We start from the raw sequence: 14,988 nt of genomic DNA, 5'->3' as shown, positions 1-14,988 counted from the left end.
GGTTGGGCGAAGGCGGCCTGCGGCTTAGGAACGGCTGCGTCCGAAAGCGCAGCCGTGACCAACCCTGCGCGGTGATTCTCCGTTTCGGGCTTCATCACCAGATTGTCTTTAGATGAAGTTTTTTGCCTCTCTCGCCTTAGCTGGCACTTTGCTGACGGCTGCAGCGCCCACTGTTTCAGCCCAAAACCAGGCCGGCTCGCCCTATCACACCCGCTTTGCCGTCGATGGCCCCGTCATTCTGGGGCTGGGGGCGGTCAGTGCTTTCGGGCTGTACCGCGTGCAGCAAAAAAGTGGCCTGAGCGATGCCGAGCTGGCCGCTCTCAACAAAAACGACGTGCCTAAAATCGACCGCTTCTCGGCCGGCTGGTACAGCGACCGCGCCCAAACCGCCAGCGACTTAATCTGCTACCCCACGCTGGTTATCGCCCCCGGCCTGCTGGCCCTCAACGACGACGTGCGCAGCCACTACGGACAGGTTCTGGGCCTCTACGTCGAAACCATGCTGGCCACTGATGCGCTGTTTACCACTTCGGTAGGCAACATCTACCGCTACCGGCCCTACCTCTACGGCCCCGAGGGCGGGGGCGGCCGCTCGGGGGCCATCGCCACCAATTCGTTCTTTGCCGGCCACACGGGCCATACCGCCACGGCCACCTTCTTCGCCGCCAAAGTCCTGCACGATTTTAACCCCGGCTACGCGGGCGAGCCCTTCGTGTGGGGCGCGGCGGCCGTGGTGCCGGCGGCCGTGGCCTACTTTCGCATCGAGGCCGGCAAGCATTTTCTCACCGATAACATCGTGGGCTACACCGTGGGCACCACCATGGGCATCCTAGTGCCGCAGCTGCACAAAGTGGCTGGCCGCCACGGCATGTCCTTCATGCCCATGCAGGGCCTGAATGCCAACGGCTACGCCTATTCGGGCATGCTGCTGAGCAAAAAGCTGTGATTAACGGCCGCACTCAGGCTATTTCGAAACCAGCAAAGCCCGCCGGATTATTCCCGGCGGGCTTTTTCGTGGGCTAATGCGGTGACGGCGGGGAAATAATTTCTTCCGGAGCAGGGTAGGGGCGTGAGTGGTTGGGCTTTACCTTGCCGTGGGGTTGCTTAGCCCCGGCGTCTCCATCCACCCCCATTACCCTCATTACCACCCCATGAAACACTGCTACTCCCGATTCTGCCTGCTGCTGGTGCTACTGGCGGCCACCCTCGCCGCGCAGGCCCAGATAGAGCCGGCCGCTCAGTACACCACCCTCACTCCGGCTCAGCTCATGGCCTGGACCAGCACCGGCTCCACCGCCGTGCCGGCCAACGTGAGCACCGTGCCCCTGGCCACTCGCCAAAATTCGCTGGCCCCCCAGCTCAACCCCAATCAGAGCTTTAGCTCCAAAGTGAACTGGTGCCCCGACGGCATGAACAACTTCGTGGGCTACCTCAACGAGCAGCCCCAGTTCAACCTCTACAACTTCACCCACTGGCAATACATCGACGTACTGACGTGGTTTGCCAGCCCCATCGGCATCCCGTGCCGGCCCTGGGTCGAGGCCGCCCACCGCAACGGCGTGAAGATTATCGGCACCATTTTCACCGACGCGGCGGGCTTCGTGGCCCTCACCCAGAAGGACGCGGCCGGCAACTACATCGGCGCCCAAAAGCTGGTAGACGTGGCCAACTACTACGGCTTCGACGGCTGGTTTTTCAACGAAGAATCCCGCCTGAGCGCCGCGCAGGCCGCCGAGCTGATTAACCTGCTCAAGCAACTGCAAGCCATCCGGCCTGCCGGCATGGAAATCCATTGGTATGATTCGATGCTGCCTAGCGGCGTGGTGTCTTATCAGAACACGCTGAACACCAGCAACGCCCCGCTGCTGCAAAGCGGTGCCGACCGCGTGAGCGACGCCATTTTTACCAACTATTTCTGGTCGGGCCCCACGGCCATCAACACGGCCGTAACCACGGCCGCCAGCATCGGCCGCAGCCCGTTCGATGTGTACAGCGGAGCCGACATCTGGCCCGGCCGCAACCCGCAGCAGCTCTTCAACAGCACCACCTGGCTGAGCAACTACTATACCGGCGGCAGCCCCGCCACCCCGCGCACCTCGCTGGCTGTGTTCGCGCCCAACCTCACCTTCAATGGCGGCCTGAACAACTTCAACAGCAACCCGGCCGACTACCAGAACTTCTACAACACCGAAGTGCGCCTCTTCTCCGGCGATGACCTAGACATCACCACCGCCGATGCCACGGGCTGGCAGGGCTTCGGCTACTACCAGCCGGTGCGCTGCGCCATCACCAGTTTGCCCTTCGAAACCAATTTCTGCGTGGGCCAGGGCAAAATTTTCGCCAACAACGGCGCGGTGGCCGTGAAGGGCTGGACCGACATGGCCAAGCAGGCCATCCTGCCCTCGTGGCAGTGGGCGCGCACCGGCGCAGCTACCGTTAGCGTGGGGTTCGATTTCAGCCGGGCCTGGTACGGCGGCACCAGCGTGAAACTGGCCGGCAGCCTGGCAGCCGGGGCCAGCACCACCGTCAAGCTCTACCAAACCAAGCTGCCCATCACCGCCACCACCAACCTTGACCTAACCTACAAAGGCTTGGCCGCCGGCGCCAGCAGCACCCGCTTGGCCCTGTATTTCAGCGATAACCTGACCACGCCCGAATACGTGAACGTGCCGGCCCTGGCCGATACGCTGTGGGCCAGCACCACCGTGCCGCTGGCCGCCTACGCCAACCGCGAGCTGGCCATCATTGGCGTGCAGGCCACCTCCGCCACGGCCCTCACGGCCTACCGCTTCAACCTGGGCAAGCTGAAACTGTACAACGGCACGGCCGCCGCCGTGGCCCCGGTGGCCAACTTCGCGGCCACTGCCACTACCGTGCTCACCGGCCAGCCCGTCACCTTTGCCAACTCGTCCACCAACGCCACCAGCTACACCTGGGCCTTGCCCGGCGCCACGCCCGCCAGCAGCACCGCCGTGCACGCCACCGCCACCTACGCCACCGCCGGCACCTACGCCGTGACGCTCACGGCCAGCAACGCAACCGGCCAGAACGTGCTTACCCGCCCGGCCTACATCACCGTGCTCACAGCCCCGGCCGCAGGCAGCAACACCTCCCTCAGCTTCGACGGCCTGAGCAAGTACGTCGACGCTGGCATCATCAACATGAGCGGCGCGGCTTTCAGCCTCGAATGCTGGGTAAAGCCTAACTCCTTCAAAGCCACGTCGCCCTACATTTCCAGCCTGATGGGCATGGAAGACGGCGGCGTGAACACGCTGATGCTGCGCCTCGGCGATGCCGGCATCGACGCCAGCCAGGTGCAGTTTGTGGCCCAGATTGGCGGCAGCACCCGCAAGCTGGCCTCGGTGGCGCGCCTCACGGCCGGGCAGTGGACGCACCTGGCCGGCACCTACGACGGCACCACCATGAAGCTCTACGTCAACGGCGTGCTCGATAACTCGCAGGCCGCCAGCGGCAGCCTGACTGCCAACGCGCCCTTCACGCTGGGCCGCAACTACGCCGCCTCGCGCGGCCTCGACGGCCGCCTCGACGAAGTGCGCGCCTGGACCCGCGCCCTCACCGCCACCGAAGTGGCCGCCAATGCCTGCGGCGTGCCCGCCACCAGCACTGCCCTAGCTGCTTACTGGAAGTGCAACGACTCGCCCAACCTGACGGCTGCCGATGCCTCCGGCCACGCCCACCCCGGCACCCTCACCAACATGGCCGCCAGCGACTGGTCGCTCGACGTGCCCGCGCAGTGTGCCACGGCCACGGCCACGCGCTCGGCCGCTGCCACCGGCCTGCAAGTGCAGGTTTTCGGCAATCCCGTGCCCGGCGGCCGGGCCGAAATCGAAATCCAGGGTGCCCAAAACCAGCCCATCACGCTGGAGGTGAGCAACGCGCTGGGCGCTATCGTATGGCGGCAAACCGTGGCCGCCAGTGCCACCAGCCGCCTCAGCGTGCCGCTGCCCGGCGCGGCAGGCGTCTACCTGCTGCGCGCCAGCACCGCCAGCGGCACCGCCACCGTGAAGCTGCTCAAACCCTAGAAAATGCGTTAAATCAGGATGCCGCTGGCATTGATAGCAGGGAGGGGCTCGCCGCGAGGTGAGCCCCTTTTGCTTGCAAATCGGCCTGTGCCGTGGCCCAGCCCTCGGCCGAAATGGCGCGGGTGGCATCGGTGACGACGGTGGTGGCGAAACCGGCTGCCAGCGCATCCAGCGCGGAGTAGTACACGCAGTAATCGGCGGCCAGGCCGGCCACGAAAACTTCGGTCACTCCCCGGCCGCGCAGATAGCCGGCCAAGCCGGTGCTTTTGCGGTGGCCGTTGTCGAAAAACGCGCTGTAGCTGTCGATTTCCGGGTTCATGCCCTTGCGGAAGATGGCTTCGATGCGCTCGGTGCGCAGGGCGGGGGCCAGCTCGGCGCCGTCGCTGGCCTGGGTGCAGTGGTCGGGCCAGAGCACCTGGGGCAGGCCGTGCAGGTCAATCTGCTCGTACTGACTGCGGCCGGCGTGGCTGCTGGCGAAGCTCTCGTGGCCGGCCGGGTGCCAGTCCTGGGTAGCCACCACCAGGTCGAAATGCGGTTGTAACTCATTCACCAGCGGAATGATGGTGTCGCCCGCGGGCACGGCCAGCCGGCCGCCGGGCAGAAAATCATTTTGAATATCAATGAGCAGGAGGGCTTTCATGGGCAGGGAAGAAGGGGACGAAAGGCAAATGAACGGCAGGCTTCGTTGGCACGCCGCAGGACGTTTCGCCTAAATAAACCAAGCATTTGGCCCCGGGTTACGTTTACCCGAAAAACAACCCTACGCCCATACCATGCCCGACCTTCAAAACCAGCTAATCCTCGTCACCGGAGCTACGTCCGGCATCGGCAAAGTCACGGCCACTAAGCTGGCCAAGATGGGTGCCCACGTCATCATTCTGGCCCGCAACGCCGAAAAAGCGGCCGACACCCAGCAGGAAATTAAAGCCGCTGCCGGCCACGATAAGGTGGACGTTCTACTAGCCGACCTCGCCGACCTGGGCCAGGTGCGCCGCGCCGCCGCCGAATTCAACGCCCGCTACCCCCGCCTCGACGTGCTGGTGAATAACGCCGGGCTGATTTTTGGGTCCGAGCGCCAGTTCTCGCCCGAAGGCAACGAGCTGGGCGTGGCCACCAACCACCTCGGCCCGTTTCTGCTCACAGCCCTGCTGTTCGATAAGCTTCGGGCCAGCCCCGCCGCCCGCATCGTAAACGTGGCCTCGAAAGTGTACCGCATTGCCCGGCCCGAATTGGCTGATTTTCAGTCGGCGCGGAGCTACGGCGGCTTGCGCGTGTACGCCAATACCAAGCTCTACAACATCATGTTCACGCAGGAGCTGGCCCGCCGCCTGCGCACCCACGGCATCGCCAACGTGACTACCAACGTGCTGCACCCCGGCGTGGTAGCTAGCGGCTTCGGCAACGGCTCGGGCGGGCTGATGGGCTTCCTCACGCAATTGGGCCGTCCCTTCATGATTTCGGTGGACAAGGGGGCTGAAACCAGCATTTTCCTGGCCTCCGCGCCGGAGGTGGCGGCCATCAGCGGCGGCTATTTTGACGAGAAAAAGGCCGAACCCGTGAAGCATCCATTCAATACGCCTGAAAACGCCGCCCGGCTCTGGGCGCTGAGCGAAGTGCTGACGGGAACGAGGTTTCTGGATTAAGCCACTGCAAGCCTGTCATTCCGACGAAGCAGAAATCTGAGAAAAACTGCTTGAATGGCATCCCTCGGATTCCTGCTTCGTCGGAATGACAACGACCTGCTAAGCCGCCGGGTGCAGTGCCCGCCACTCGTCTTCCAGAATGCCCATTTCCACCAGCGTCCAGTAGCCGTCGCCGTGGCGCACCACGTCGCGCATGCGGCCTTCTTCCTGAAAGCCGCATTTGAGGTAGCAGTTGATTGCCGCGTGGTTGAAATCGTAGACGCCCAGGCTGATGCGGTGCAATTTCAGGTCCTCGAACCCAATGCGCAGCAGCGCCTTCACCATGCCCTGGCAGATGCCCCGGCGGCGCTCGGTGCTGTTGCCCACCAGCACGCGGGTGATGCGCCCGGCCCGGTCGCGCTCGCTGATGCCGCCGAGCGAAATGTGCCCGACGGTGACGCCGGTTTTGGAATCCACGCCTTTGTAGATGAATACGTTGGGGTCGTGTACATCGTTGGCCCCTTCGATGTACCAGCTCAAGCCGGCCTCGGTGAGGGGGAAGGAAAACATCGAGCCGCTCCACTCTTTCATCAGCCGCTCGTCGTCGACCCATTCCATGAGCTGGGTGAAATCGTCGGAGGTGAAGGGTTCCAGTTTAATCATATTCCAAAAGGGGAGGGACGGACTTAATAAGCCCGGCAATAAGCCCGCAAGATAAGGCCCTGTGGGGCTGCCGTGCTAACCAACCGGGCGGCTGGCTTGTTAGTGGCCTGCTCCTCAAATCCCTATTTCGCTTCATGAACTTAGCCACCAACACCATCCTGCTTACCGGCGGCGCCTCGGGCATTGGCCTGGCGCTGGCCGTCCGTTTTTTGCGGGCCGGCAGCACCGTCATTGTCGTGGGCCGGCGGGCCGATAAGCTGGCCGAAGCGCAGCAGCGTTACCCCGGCCTCATCACACGCCAGGCCAACGTCGCAGATGTGGCCGAACGGCTCGAGCTGGTGCGCTGGGCCACCGCCGAATACCCCGCCCTCAACGTGCTGGTGAACAACGCCGGCATCCAAAACCGCATCCAGCTGGCCGATGACGCCGCTACCGACTGGGAGCAACGCCGCGAGGAGCTGGTTATCAACGTGGAGGCGCCCATTCACCTGGCCACACTGCTGGTGCCCCACCTGCGCCAGCAGCCGGGTGCCACCATCATCAACGTCACCTCAGGGCTGTCGTTTGCGCCGGCGGCGTTTGTCCCGATTTACAGCGCGACCAAGGCGGCCCTGCATTCCTTCACGCTCTCGCTGCGCCACCAGTTGGCTCCTTCGGGCATCTCGGTGCTCGAAATCGTTCCCCCGGCCGTAAATACCGACCTCGGCGGGCCGGGCCTGCACACGTTCGGCGTAAACGTGGACGAATTTGCCGATTCGGTGATGGCGCGCCTAGCGGCTGGCGAGCAGGAAGTGGGCTATGGCAGCTCCGAGAAGGTGCGCCTGGCCTCGCGTGCCGAGCTGGACGAGCAGTTTCGGGTGATGAATAACCGGTAGTCTGATAATGGTCAGTGGTTAATGGATAATGGCAAGCTTACCATTAATCATTAACCACTGACCAATAATCATTACCGTTATGCCTCCAGCCGCAGCACCTCGCGGCTGTGCTCGCGCACGGCGGCGGCCAGCGCCGGATTATCGGCCAGCTTCTGGCCGAACGACGGCACCAGCTGCCGGAACCGGGCCTGCCACTCGGGCGAGGCGGCGCGCGCGGGGAAGCACTTCTGCACCAGCTCCAGCATGATGGCCACGGCCGTGCTGGCCCCCGGCGAAGCGCCCAGCAGCGCCGCGATGGAGCCATCGGCGGCCGTCACCATTTCGGTGCCGAATTCGAGCACGCCGCCTTGTTTTTTATCCTTTTTGATGACCTGCACGCGCTGGCCGGCCACTTCGAGCTGCCAGTCGTCGGGGTTGGCTTCGGGGTAATATTCGCGCAGGGCGGCGGTGCGCTCCTGGGGCGTTTGCAGCACCTGGCCGATGAGGTACTTGGTCAGGCCCAGATTGCGTGCCCCGGCGTAGAGCAGCGGCCGGATGTTGCCCAACTCAATCGACTTAAATAAATCCGTGTACGAGCCCTTCTTCAGAAACTTGGTGCTGAAACCCGCGTAGGGGCCGAATAACAGCTCTTTGCGGCCGTTTATCTGGCGCGTGTCGAGGTGGGGCATCGACATGGGCGGTGCTCCAAGGGCCGGCTTGCCGTACACCTTGGCCTCGTGCCGTGCAATCACGGCCGGGTTCTGGCATTTCAGCCACTGCCCGCTCACGGGGAAGCCGCCAAAGCCCCGTGCTTCCGGAATGCCTGACTTTTCGAGCAGCGGCAGCGAGCCCCCGCCGGCCCCGATGAACACGAAGCGCCCGCGTGCAATACTGCTCTGGCCGGTAGCGAGGTTCTTCACCTTGATGCGCCAGATGCCGTCGTCCTTGTGCCGGAAGTCCTCCACTTCGTGGCCCAGGTGCAAATCCACGCCCGGCAAGCCCTTCAGGCGGTCGGACAGTGCCCGGGTGAGTGCGCCGAAATTCACGTCGGTGCCCACAGCCATGCGGGTAGCAGCCACCGGCTGGGCGGGGTCGCGCCCCTCCATTACCAGCGGAATCCACTCGGCAATCTGCTTGGGGTCGGTGCTGAATTCCATGCCTTGGAACAGCGGCGAGTGCAGCAGCGCGGCGTGGCGCTTGCGCAGGTATTCCACGTTGGCCGCGCCCCACACAAAGCTCATGTGCGGAATGCTGTGGATGAAGGCCGTGGGGTCGGGCAGCTGGCCTTCCTGCACCAGCGAGGCCCAGAACTGCTTGCTGAGCTCGAACTGCTCGGCAATTTTATCGGCTTTGCTGATGTCAATCGAGCCATCGGGCCGCTCGGGCGTGTAGTTGAGCTCGCAGAAAGCCGAGTGGCCGGTGCCGGCGTTGTTCCAGGCGTCGGAGCTTTCGGCGGCCACGGCATCCAGCCGCTCGTAGCCGCTGATGGTGAGGCTGGGGTCAAGCGCTTTAAGCAGCACGCCGAGCGTGGCGCTCATGATGCCCGCGCCGATGATGATGACGTCGGAAACGGGTTTGGCAGGGGAAGAGTCGGTTGGATTCATAGAAATTGGTGAGGGTGCCGCAGGCAATACGGTGGAGAGCTCGCCGGGGCTGTTTGTTGGGAAAAAAAACAAGTGCCCTACCTTCGCCACCCCGCCGGGCTCCCCACCCGGCTGCCGTCCGCTTCCCACCCATGCCCGACCTCGACCTGCCCCTGCTGCCCCTGCCCACCCGCGCCGACGCGGCCGACGCCACCGCCCCGCGTCTGCTCATCATCTACACCGGCGGCACCGTGGGCATGGCCGTAAACCGCAGCGGCGGCCTGGTGCCCATGCAGTTCGGCCGGCTCGACCGCAAGATGCCCGAGCTCACGCGCCTGCCCTTCCGGCTGGAGCTATTGAGCCTGCCCGAACCCATCGACAGCAGCAACGTAACGCCCGCCGACTGGCTCTTTCTGGCCCAGCTCATCGGCCGGCACTATGCTGATTTCGATGGCTTTGTGGTGCTGCACGGCACCGATACCATGGCCTATTCGGCGGCGGCGCTGAGCTACATTCTGGAGCATCTGGGCAAGCCGGTGGTGTTTACCGGAGCGCAGGTGCCGGTGGGCGCCAACCGCTCCGATGCCCAGCGCAACCTCATCACGGCGCTGGAAATCGCGGCGGCCCGGCACCCCCGCGCCGGCACCGTGCGCGTGCCCGAGGTGTGCGTATTCTTCAACGATGTGCTCATTCGCGGCACTCGGGCCAAGAAGGTCGAAAGTCAGCAATTTGCGGCCTTTAAAAGCGAGAATTACCCCCCGCTGGCCCGCGCCGGCATCGGCCTGGAGTTCGACGATAAGAGCATTCGCCTATTGCCCGGCGCGCACCTCAAGGTGCACCAGCAGCTCGAAACCGGCGTAGCCGTGCTGCCGCTGTTCCCCGGCATTACGGAGGCGGTGGTATCGGCCGTGCTGGGTGTGCCGGGCCTGCGCGGCTGCGTGCTCGAAACCTACGGCTCGGGCAACGCGCCCACCGCCGCGTGGTTCCTCAACTGCCTGGCCGAGGCGCGCCGGCGGGGCGTGTGGCTCCTCAACGTGAGCCAGTGCGAGGAAGGCCGCGTGGTGCAGGGCAAGTACGAAACCAGCGCCCGCTTCGCCGAAATGGGCATCGTGGGCGGCGAGGATATCACAACCGAAGCAGCCGTCACCAAGCTCATGTTCGTGCTGGGCCTGGGCCTGAGCGAGGACCGCACCCGCGAGCTGCTGACCATCGATTTGCGGGGCGAGATAACGCTTTGAAAGCAGTGAACAGTTAGCAGTTAGCAGTTAGCATGCTTTGGCAGCAGGCCATTTTCTGGTGATAACTGCTCACTGATAACTGATAACTGCCCTTGTCCCCCTATCTTTGCCCCATCAACCACCATCCTGAGAGGTGTCCGAGTGGTCGAAGGAGCACGCCTGGAAAGTGTGTATGGGTCTCAAGCTCATCGTGGGTTCGAATCCCATCCTCTCAGCACAAGCAAACAAAAAGCCCGTTTCCAAGCTGGAAACGGGCTTTTTGTTTGTCTCGTATCTAAGCTATTTCACCACTTCGAGCCAGCCTTTCCAGGTTTGGCCGGCGGCAGTGCGCAGCTGGTAGTAGTAGATGCCGGCGGCCACGTCGGGGGCGCTGCCCCAGCCCTGGGTGTAGTTGGCCTGCTCAAACACCTTGCGGCCCCAGCGGGTGAAGATTTGCAGCGTCACCGGCTCGGTGCTCACGTAGGGGCGGAAGTCGTCGTTCTTGCTGTCGCCGTTGGGGGTGATGACGTTGGGGTACTCGAAGGCACGGGCAGGCGCTACCACCAGCGTGAGCGTGGATGTGACCGGGCAGCCGGTGGCGGCCACATCGGCGCTCAGGCGCACGGTGTAGGTGCCGGGCGCGGCGTAGGTGTGCGTGGGCGCGAGGCCGGTGCCCGTTTGCCCATCGCCAAAGTCCCAGCGGCGGTTGGTGAGCAAGGAGGTAGCCGGCAAGGTGTCGTTGAAGGTAACCAGATTGCCGGCGATGGGCAGCAGGGGCGCGGTATGGAGCCGGATGACAGGCACGCCCAGGCGGGTGACCACCACGGTGGCGCTGCCGGTGCAGCCGGTAGCCGTGGTTAAGCGCACGGTGTAAGTCGTCGTAGCAGTGGGGTTAGCCGTCACGGTGCGGCCGGTGGTGGCGCTGAGGCCGGCGGCAGGGCTCCAGGTGTAGGTAGCGCCGGTGCCGGCATCGGCGGTGCTTAGCGTGGCGGTGGTGCCGGGGCAGAGGGCCGCCACGGCCGGAATGGCTACGGAAAGGCTGCGCACGTTCACTACCACGGTGTCGCGGCTGATGCAGCCACCGGGCGTGGTGGCCGTCACGATGTACTGCGTGGTGGCAGCGGGCGAGGCCACCACATTGGGGCCGCTGGTGGTGTTGAGGCCGGTGGCCGGGCTCCAGGTGTAGGTGGCGATTTGCGCGGGCATAGCGCCGGCCACGGTGAGCGTGGCGCTGCCGCCGGGGCACACCGTCTGGTCGGGGCCGAGGGCGGCGCGGGGCAGTCCAAATACCGTCACGGTATCGCGGCCCACCACAGCAGCCTGGCAGCTGGTCGAGTCGTAGGCGGTGAGCGTGACCGGGTAGCGGCCGGGCGCGGCGTAGGTCACGCTTACATTGTTGGCCTGCGTCGAAGTCTGGCCGTTGCCAAAGCTCCAGGTGGTGCCGTTGTTGGAAGGCGTGGCGCGGGTGAAGAGCACCGTGAGCGGCGCGCAGCCCACGCGGGTATTCACCACGCCGTTAGCCGCCGGCACGAAGCTGGCATCCAAGCGGGCAATGTCCATTTTGAAGGCCGCGCTGGTGGTCTGGTTGCTGGTGCGCGTCTGGGTGCGGGCGTAGGCGTTGGGCGTGGTGATGATGGCCGGGGCAATGGCCCCGCTGCTGCCTTGCTGGAAGCGCACGCACACGGCCTGGTAAATAATGCCCTTCTTATCGAAGCGCGACGTGCCGCCATCCACGTGCGTAGTGCCCGTGCCGAAATACGTGCCGTAGACCAGCCGCCGGGCATTGGCCGAGAGCTGCATCACGTAGAGGTAGCCGTAGGTGTTGAGGTTGGCATCGGCCGCCGCGCCGGAGGTGCTGTTGGTGGCCGTGCGCTGCAGGGCGTCGGGCGTGGTGGGCATGCCCGCGATGCTGCTCGCGCCGTAGCCCGACAGTAGAATCTGCCCGCAGTTATCGACCAGAAAGGCCGTGGGGGCCAGGTTGGTGGGGTAGGGGTTGGCGGTGGTGGGCGTGCCCGCCCCGTTGCCAATCACCGTGGAGTAGCCTGTGGTGCGCAGGTCGGCGCTGAGCTTGTGGATGAACTGCCGGCTGCCGGCGTTGCGGTAGGTGCCGGTGGTGACGGGGTAGGCCCCGTTGGTCTGGCCTAGTACGTACACGGCGCTTTTACGGTCGAGCTGCACGAAGAAGGCTTGGTCGTAGCTGCTGGTGCCCAGGTAAGTGGTTTGCTGCACGGCCACGCCGAAGGTGGTCAGGTTTTGCACGAGGCGGCTCACGAAGCCGTCCGACGGGCCGCCCCGGTAGGTGGCGTTCAGGCCCCCGGCGGTGTTGGGCAGGGTGGTGCTGGTGGTGCCGCCGGCCACGTACACGTTGTTCACGCTGTCGAGCTGAATGCTGTAGCCGGCGTCGTCGCCGGAGCCGCCCAGCAGGGCGCTCCACCGCAGGGCCGTCAGGCCAGCGTTCAGCTTCACCACCACGGCATCGTGCCCACCGGCGAAGACCGCGCCGCCAGTGGTGGGGAAGTTGCTGGAGCGCGTCACCGTCGTGAAGTACACGTTGTTCTGGCGGTCGGTAATCACATCGCCCCGGAAATCATCGCCGGCGTTGGCCAGCAGGTTGGATGTGGCCAGTAGGCGGCCGTCGTTGCCGGTGCCGCCCATGTAAGTGGCCCCCAGCAGCTGGCTGCCGTTGGCCGAAAGCTTGGCCAGCACCATATCGGTGCCGCCAGCCAGGCTACGCTGCAAGGGCGCGCCGGGCATGGGGAAGTTGGTCGAGTTGGTGGTGCCCAGCATCACCAGCTCGTTGGCGCTGTTCACCACCAGGCTGTGGGGGTAGTCTTCCTGGTTGCCGCCCAGGTAGGTGGCGTATAACAGGCTGCTGGTGCCGGTGGCCGCGCTGGGGTTGTATTTGCTGATGACGATGTCGTTGTCGCCGTTGTTGAAGCTCGTGTCGTAGGCACCCAGGGTGGTTGGATAGCCGGCCGTGAAGTTGATGCTGGCCGCGTAGAGGTTGCCCAGCGAGTCGGGGCAGGCGGTGTAGCCCCAGTTGAGGGCGGCCGTGGCCCCGGAGTAGGTGGAGTACACCAGCACGGGGTCGATGACGAGCGGGCGGCTGTGGTCGTAGCCCTTCGGCAGGCCGAAGCTCACCGTGTGCTGCGGCCCCAGCACGTACTGGCAGGGCACGGCAACGCGGCGACCGTCCACCACCTGGTACGCATAGGGCTTTTGCTCCGTGACGCGGCCCACGCTGGTGCCAATGTGCAGCGCGCCATCCACCACGGTCAGCGACTCCTGCCCGTCGTAGCGGAGCCGGATGCGGCGGGCATCGGCCCCGGCAGCCAGCTCAAAATCGTACTCCATCACCGGGCCGCGCGAGTACAGGCGCAGGTCGGTGCCGGGGTAGAGCTGCTTGTAGCGCACGTCGGTGAAGGCGGGCACGTTGCGGGCCCAGCGGCTTTCGTCGTTGCCGAGGAAGTAGTTCATGTGCTCGCCGGTAGGCTGCTCGCCGCGCACGTCGGGGCGGGCATTGGCTCCTACAAAGCTCACGGCGTAGGCGTGGTGGGCAATGCGCTCGTGGGTGGCAGTGGGGGCGGCGTGGTGGTGGCGGTCCACGGCCGGGGCGTCGTAGCGGGCCACCAGCAGGCGGCCGCGCTCCAGAAACAGGCGCCCGGCCGGAATGTCGGCCGCGAACAGGATGGGGCTCTGCCACTGCCGCTGGTTGGGCACGAAGCGCAGCGGGTGGGCATCGGTCGGTATGGGGGCCACGGGCGGCGTGCCGGCCAGGGCATTGGAAAAGGTAAAAAAGGCACTGCCTAAGCAGAGCCAACGCGTAAGAGTACGACGCATGAAAAGGGGTGGAGGTGGGGAAATAAAGAAGGGCAAATGGACAGCAAAAGGCCCCGCTGGGGGCAGGGCCTGACTTTCCTGGCGTGAAGTTCCGGTGAATTCCTGGATTTATCGTCCTGCTTAGTGATTTGGTAACTTCGGTAGCGCTGCCATTGGCGCACCGGAAGGTTTTTCCACTCCCGACCTGGCCAGCTGTACCCGTATTTCAAGCAGACCCCAACGCGCCGCCCCGCCCCGCTCAGAAAGCCCGGGCAAGGCGGCGCAAAAGCCTTACTGCACTACATTGCCTCAGTGCAGTACTAGGTCCTTCAGCGAAATAATGTATTCCTTGGTGCTGGCGTTGTAGCGGATGGTGTATTTGGTGGGGAAGAATTTGCCCGGAACTTCATACGCGACGGGCTGCTTGATGTCCCGCTCGATGCTCACGCTGGAAACCAGAATGGCCTTGGTAAACATGGGCTCGACGAAGGTGACGTGCCCGTCGTAGGTGCCGTATATGAAGGTGTGGGTGAAGGTTGCGCCCGGCGTGTATTCGGAGCTGGTGGGGTCTACCCAGTGGCGGCCCATCATGGGCACGGTGCGGCCGGGGGCCACGTTGGGCGGGGTGATGTAGCCGGCAGGCAGCTTGTTGGTGGCCGGGAAAATGTCGCCCTTGGGGTCGTCGAGGGTGATGGCGTGTTGCGCCGCCATGGGCTGCATGTAGAAGTGGGCATCAAAATGCGGCAAGCCGTAGATGGTGAGGGGCTCGTGGCCGTTGGGGTTCCAGTCGAAGGAAATGTGGTCGAACGGCATCTGGGTGGTGGCGCTGGTGGCGGGCAGGGGCACGTCGTACATGGTGCCGGTGGCCGGCGTGGCGGGCAGGCCGCCCAAAGCGGCCTCACTCACGGCCACCCCAATTTCGGTGGGCATGCCGTTGGCATCTGATGATACAAAGCTGCGGGCCGCGCCGGTGCCAATGGTCACGGAATTGCCGTAGGTGGTGGCAGGCTGCGTGGGCGAGTCATCGTCTTTGCTGCAAGCCAGTAGCAGCGGCATGCCAAAGGCCAGGAGTGCAGCAGCGCGGCACCAGCCGGCCCGCGGGGGGAAGGAAGATATAGCCATAGCTGAAGTAGTTGCGCAAGAGCGGGGTTGCTCTTACAGTTTAAATATAGTAAATATTGAATATT

At 64.5% G+C, this 14,988-nt stretch carries 10 protein-coding genes and 1 tRNA gene; 6 read left to right on the top strand and 5 right to left on the bottom strand.

The features are described 5' to 3' along the window. Positions 1-112 precede the first annotated feature (112 nt). Positions 113-946 carry a phosphatase PAP2 family protein gene (locus tag I7X13_RS17190; protein ID WP_213019100.1) on the top strand — a complete coding sequence of 278 codons (834 nt, stop codon included), beginning with the start codon at positions 113-115 and terminating at the stop codon, positions 944-946. Positions 947-1,151: 205 nt separating this feature from the next. Continuing rightward, the gene (locus I7X13_RS17185; protein ID WP_198076413.1) at positions 1,152-4,043 is read left to right on the top strand and encodes an endo-beta-N-acetylglucosaminidase; all 2,892 of its coding nucleotides are present in this window, start codon (positions 1,152-1,154) and stop codon (positions 4,041-4,043) included. A gap of 13 nt (positions 4,044-4,056) precedes the next feature. Here the strand turns inward: I7X13_RS17185 and pncA are convergent, their stop codons facing one another. Further along, entirely contained in the window at positions 4,057-4,683 is a 627-nt protein-coding gene (gene pncA / locus I7X13_RS17180) for a bifunctional nicotinamidase/pyrazinamidase (RefSeq protein ID WP_198076412.1), read from the bottom strand. Positions 4,684-4,816: 133 nt separating this feature from the next. Between pncA and I7X13_RS17175 the strand changes: the two genes are divergently transcribed. Continuing rightward, entirely contained in the window at positions 4,817-5,686 is an 870-nt protein-coding gene (locus tag I7X13_RS17175) for an SDR family oxidoreductase (RefSeq protein WP_198076411.1), read from the top strand. Positions 5,687-5,785: 99 nt separating this feature from the next. Here the strand turns inward: I7X13_RS17175 and I7X13_RS17170 are convergent, their stop codons facing one another. Continuing rightward, positions 5,786-6,328 (bottom strand): GNAT family N-acetyltransferase, encoded by a 543-nt coding sequence (locus I7X13_RS17170; RefSeq protein ID WP_198068833.1) that lies wholly within the window; start codon positions 6,326-6,328, stop codon positions 5,786-5,788. Positions 6,329-6,462: 134 nt separating this feature from the next. Between I7X13_RS17170 and I7X13_RS17165 the strand changes: the two genes are divergently transcribed. Then, positions 6,463-7,203: an SDR family oxidoreductase gene (locus tag I7X13_RS17165; protein WP_198076410.1), complete on the top strand. Its 741-nt coding sequence runs from the start codon at positions 6,463-6,465 to the stop codon at positions 7,201-7,203. A gap of 77 nt (positions 7,204-7,280) precedes the next feature. Here the strand turns inward: I7X13_RS17165 and I7X13_RS17160 are convergent, their stop codons facing one another. After that, positions 7,281-8,786, bottom strand: a complete 1,506-nt coding sequence (locus tag I7X13_RS17160) for a malate:quinone oxidoreductase (RefSeq protein ID WP_198068831.1) — start codon at positions 8,784-8,786, stop codon at positions 7,281-7,283. Between the two features lie 131 nt (positions 8,787-8,917). Here I7X13_RS17160 and I7X13_RS17155 point away from each other — a divergent pair, with 131 nt between their 5' ends. Both I7X13_RS17155 and I7X13_RS17150 read left to right on the top strand, forming a co-directional pair. After that, entirely contained in the window at positions 8,918-10,003 is a 1,086-nt protein-coding gene (locus I7X13_RS17155) for an asparaginase (RefSeq protein ID WP_198068830.1), read from the top strand. A 127-nt stretch (positions 10,004-10,130) separates the two neighbouring features. Further along, positions 10,131-10,218 (top strand) — tRNA-Ser (locus tag I7X13_RS17150). A gap of 64 nt (positions 10,219-10,282) precedes the next feature. Here the strand turns inward: I7X13_RS17150 and I7X13_RS17145 are convergent. Both I7X13_RS17145 and I7X13_RS21785 read right to left on the bottom strand, forming a co-directional pair. Next, on the bottom strand, positions 10,283-13,822 hold the full coding sequence (locus tag I7X13_RS17145; protein ID WP_198076409.1) for a DUF7948 domain-containing protein: 3,540 nt from the start codon (positions 13,820-13,822) through the stop codon (positions 10,283-10,285). A gap of 288 nt (positions 13,823-14,110) precedes the next feature. Then, complete coding sequence (locus I7X13_RS21785) at positions 14,111-14,923, bottom strand: DUF5602 domain-containing protein (RefSeq protein WP_198076408.1); 813 nt, start codon at positions 14,921-14,923, stop codon at positions 14,111-14,113. Positions 14,924-14,988 lie beyond the last annotated feature (65 nt).

This window comes from Hymenobacter negativus, assembly GCF_016056375.1.
In the GTDB taxonomy this organism is placed as follows: domain Bacteria; phylum Bacteroidota; class Bacteroidia; order Cytophagales; family Hymenobacteraceae; genus Hymenobacter; species Hymenobacter negativus_A.
The sequence above is the reverse complement of the archived record's forward strand: the minus strand, read 5'-3'. Positions and strand labels throughout refer to the sequence as shown.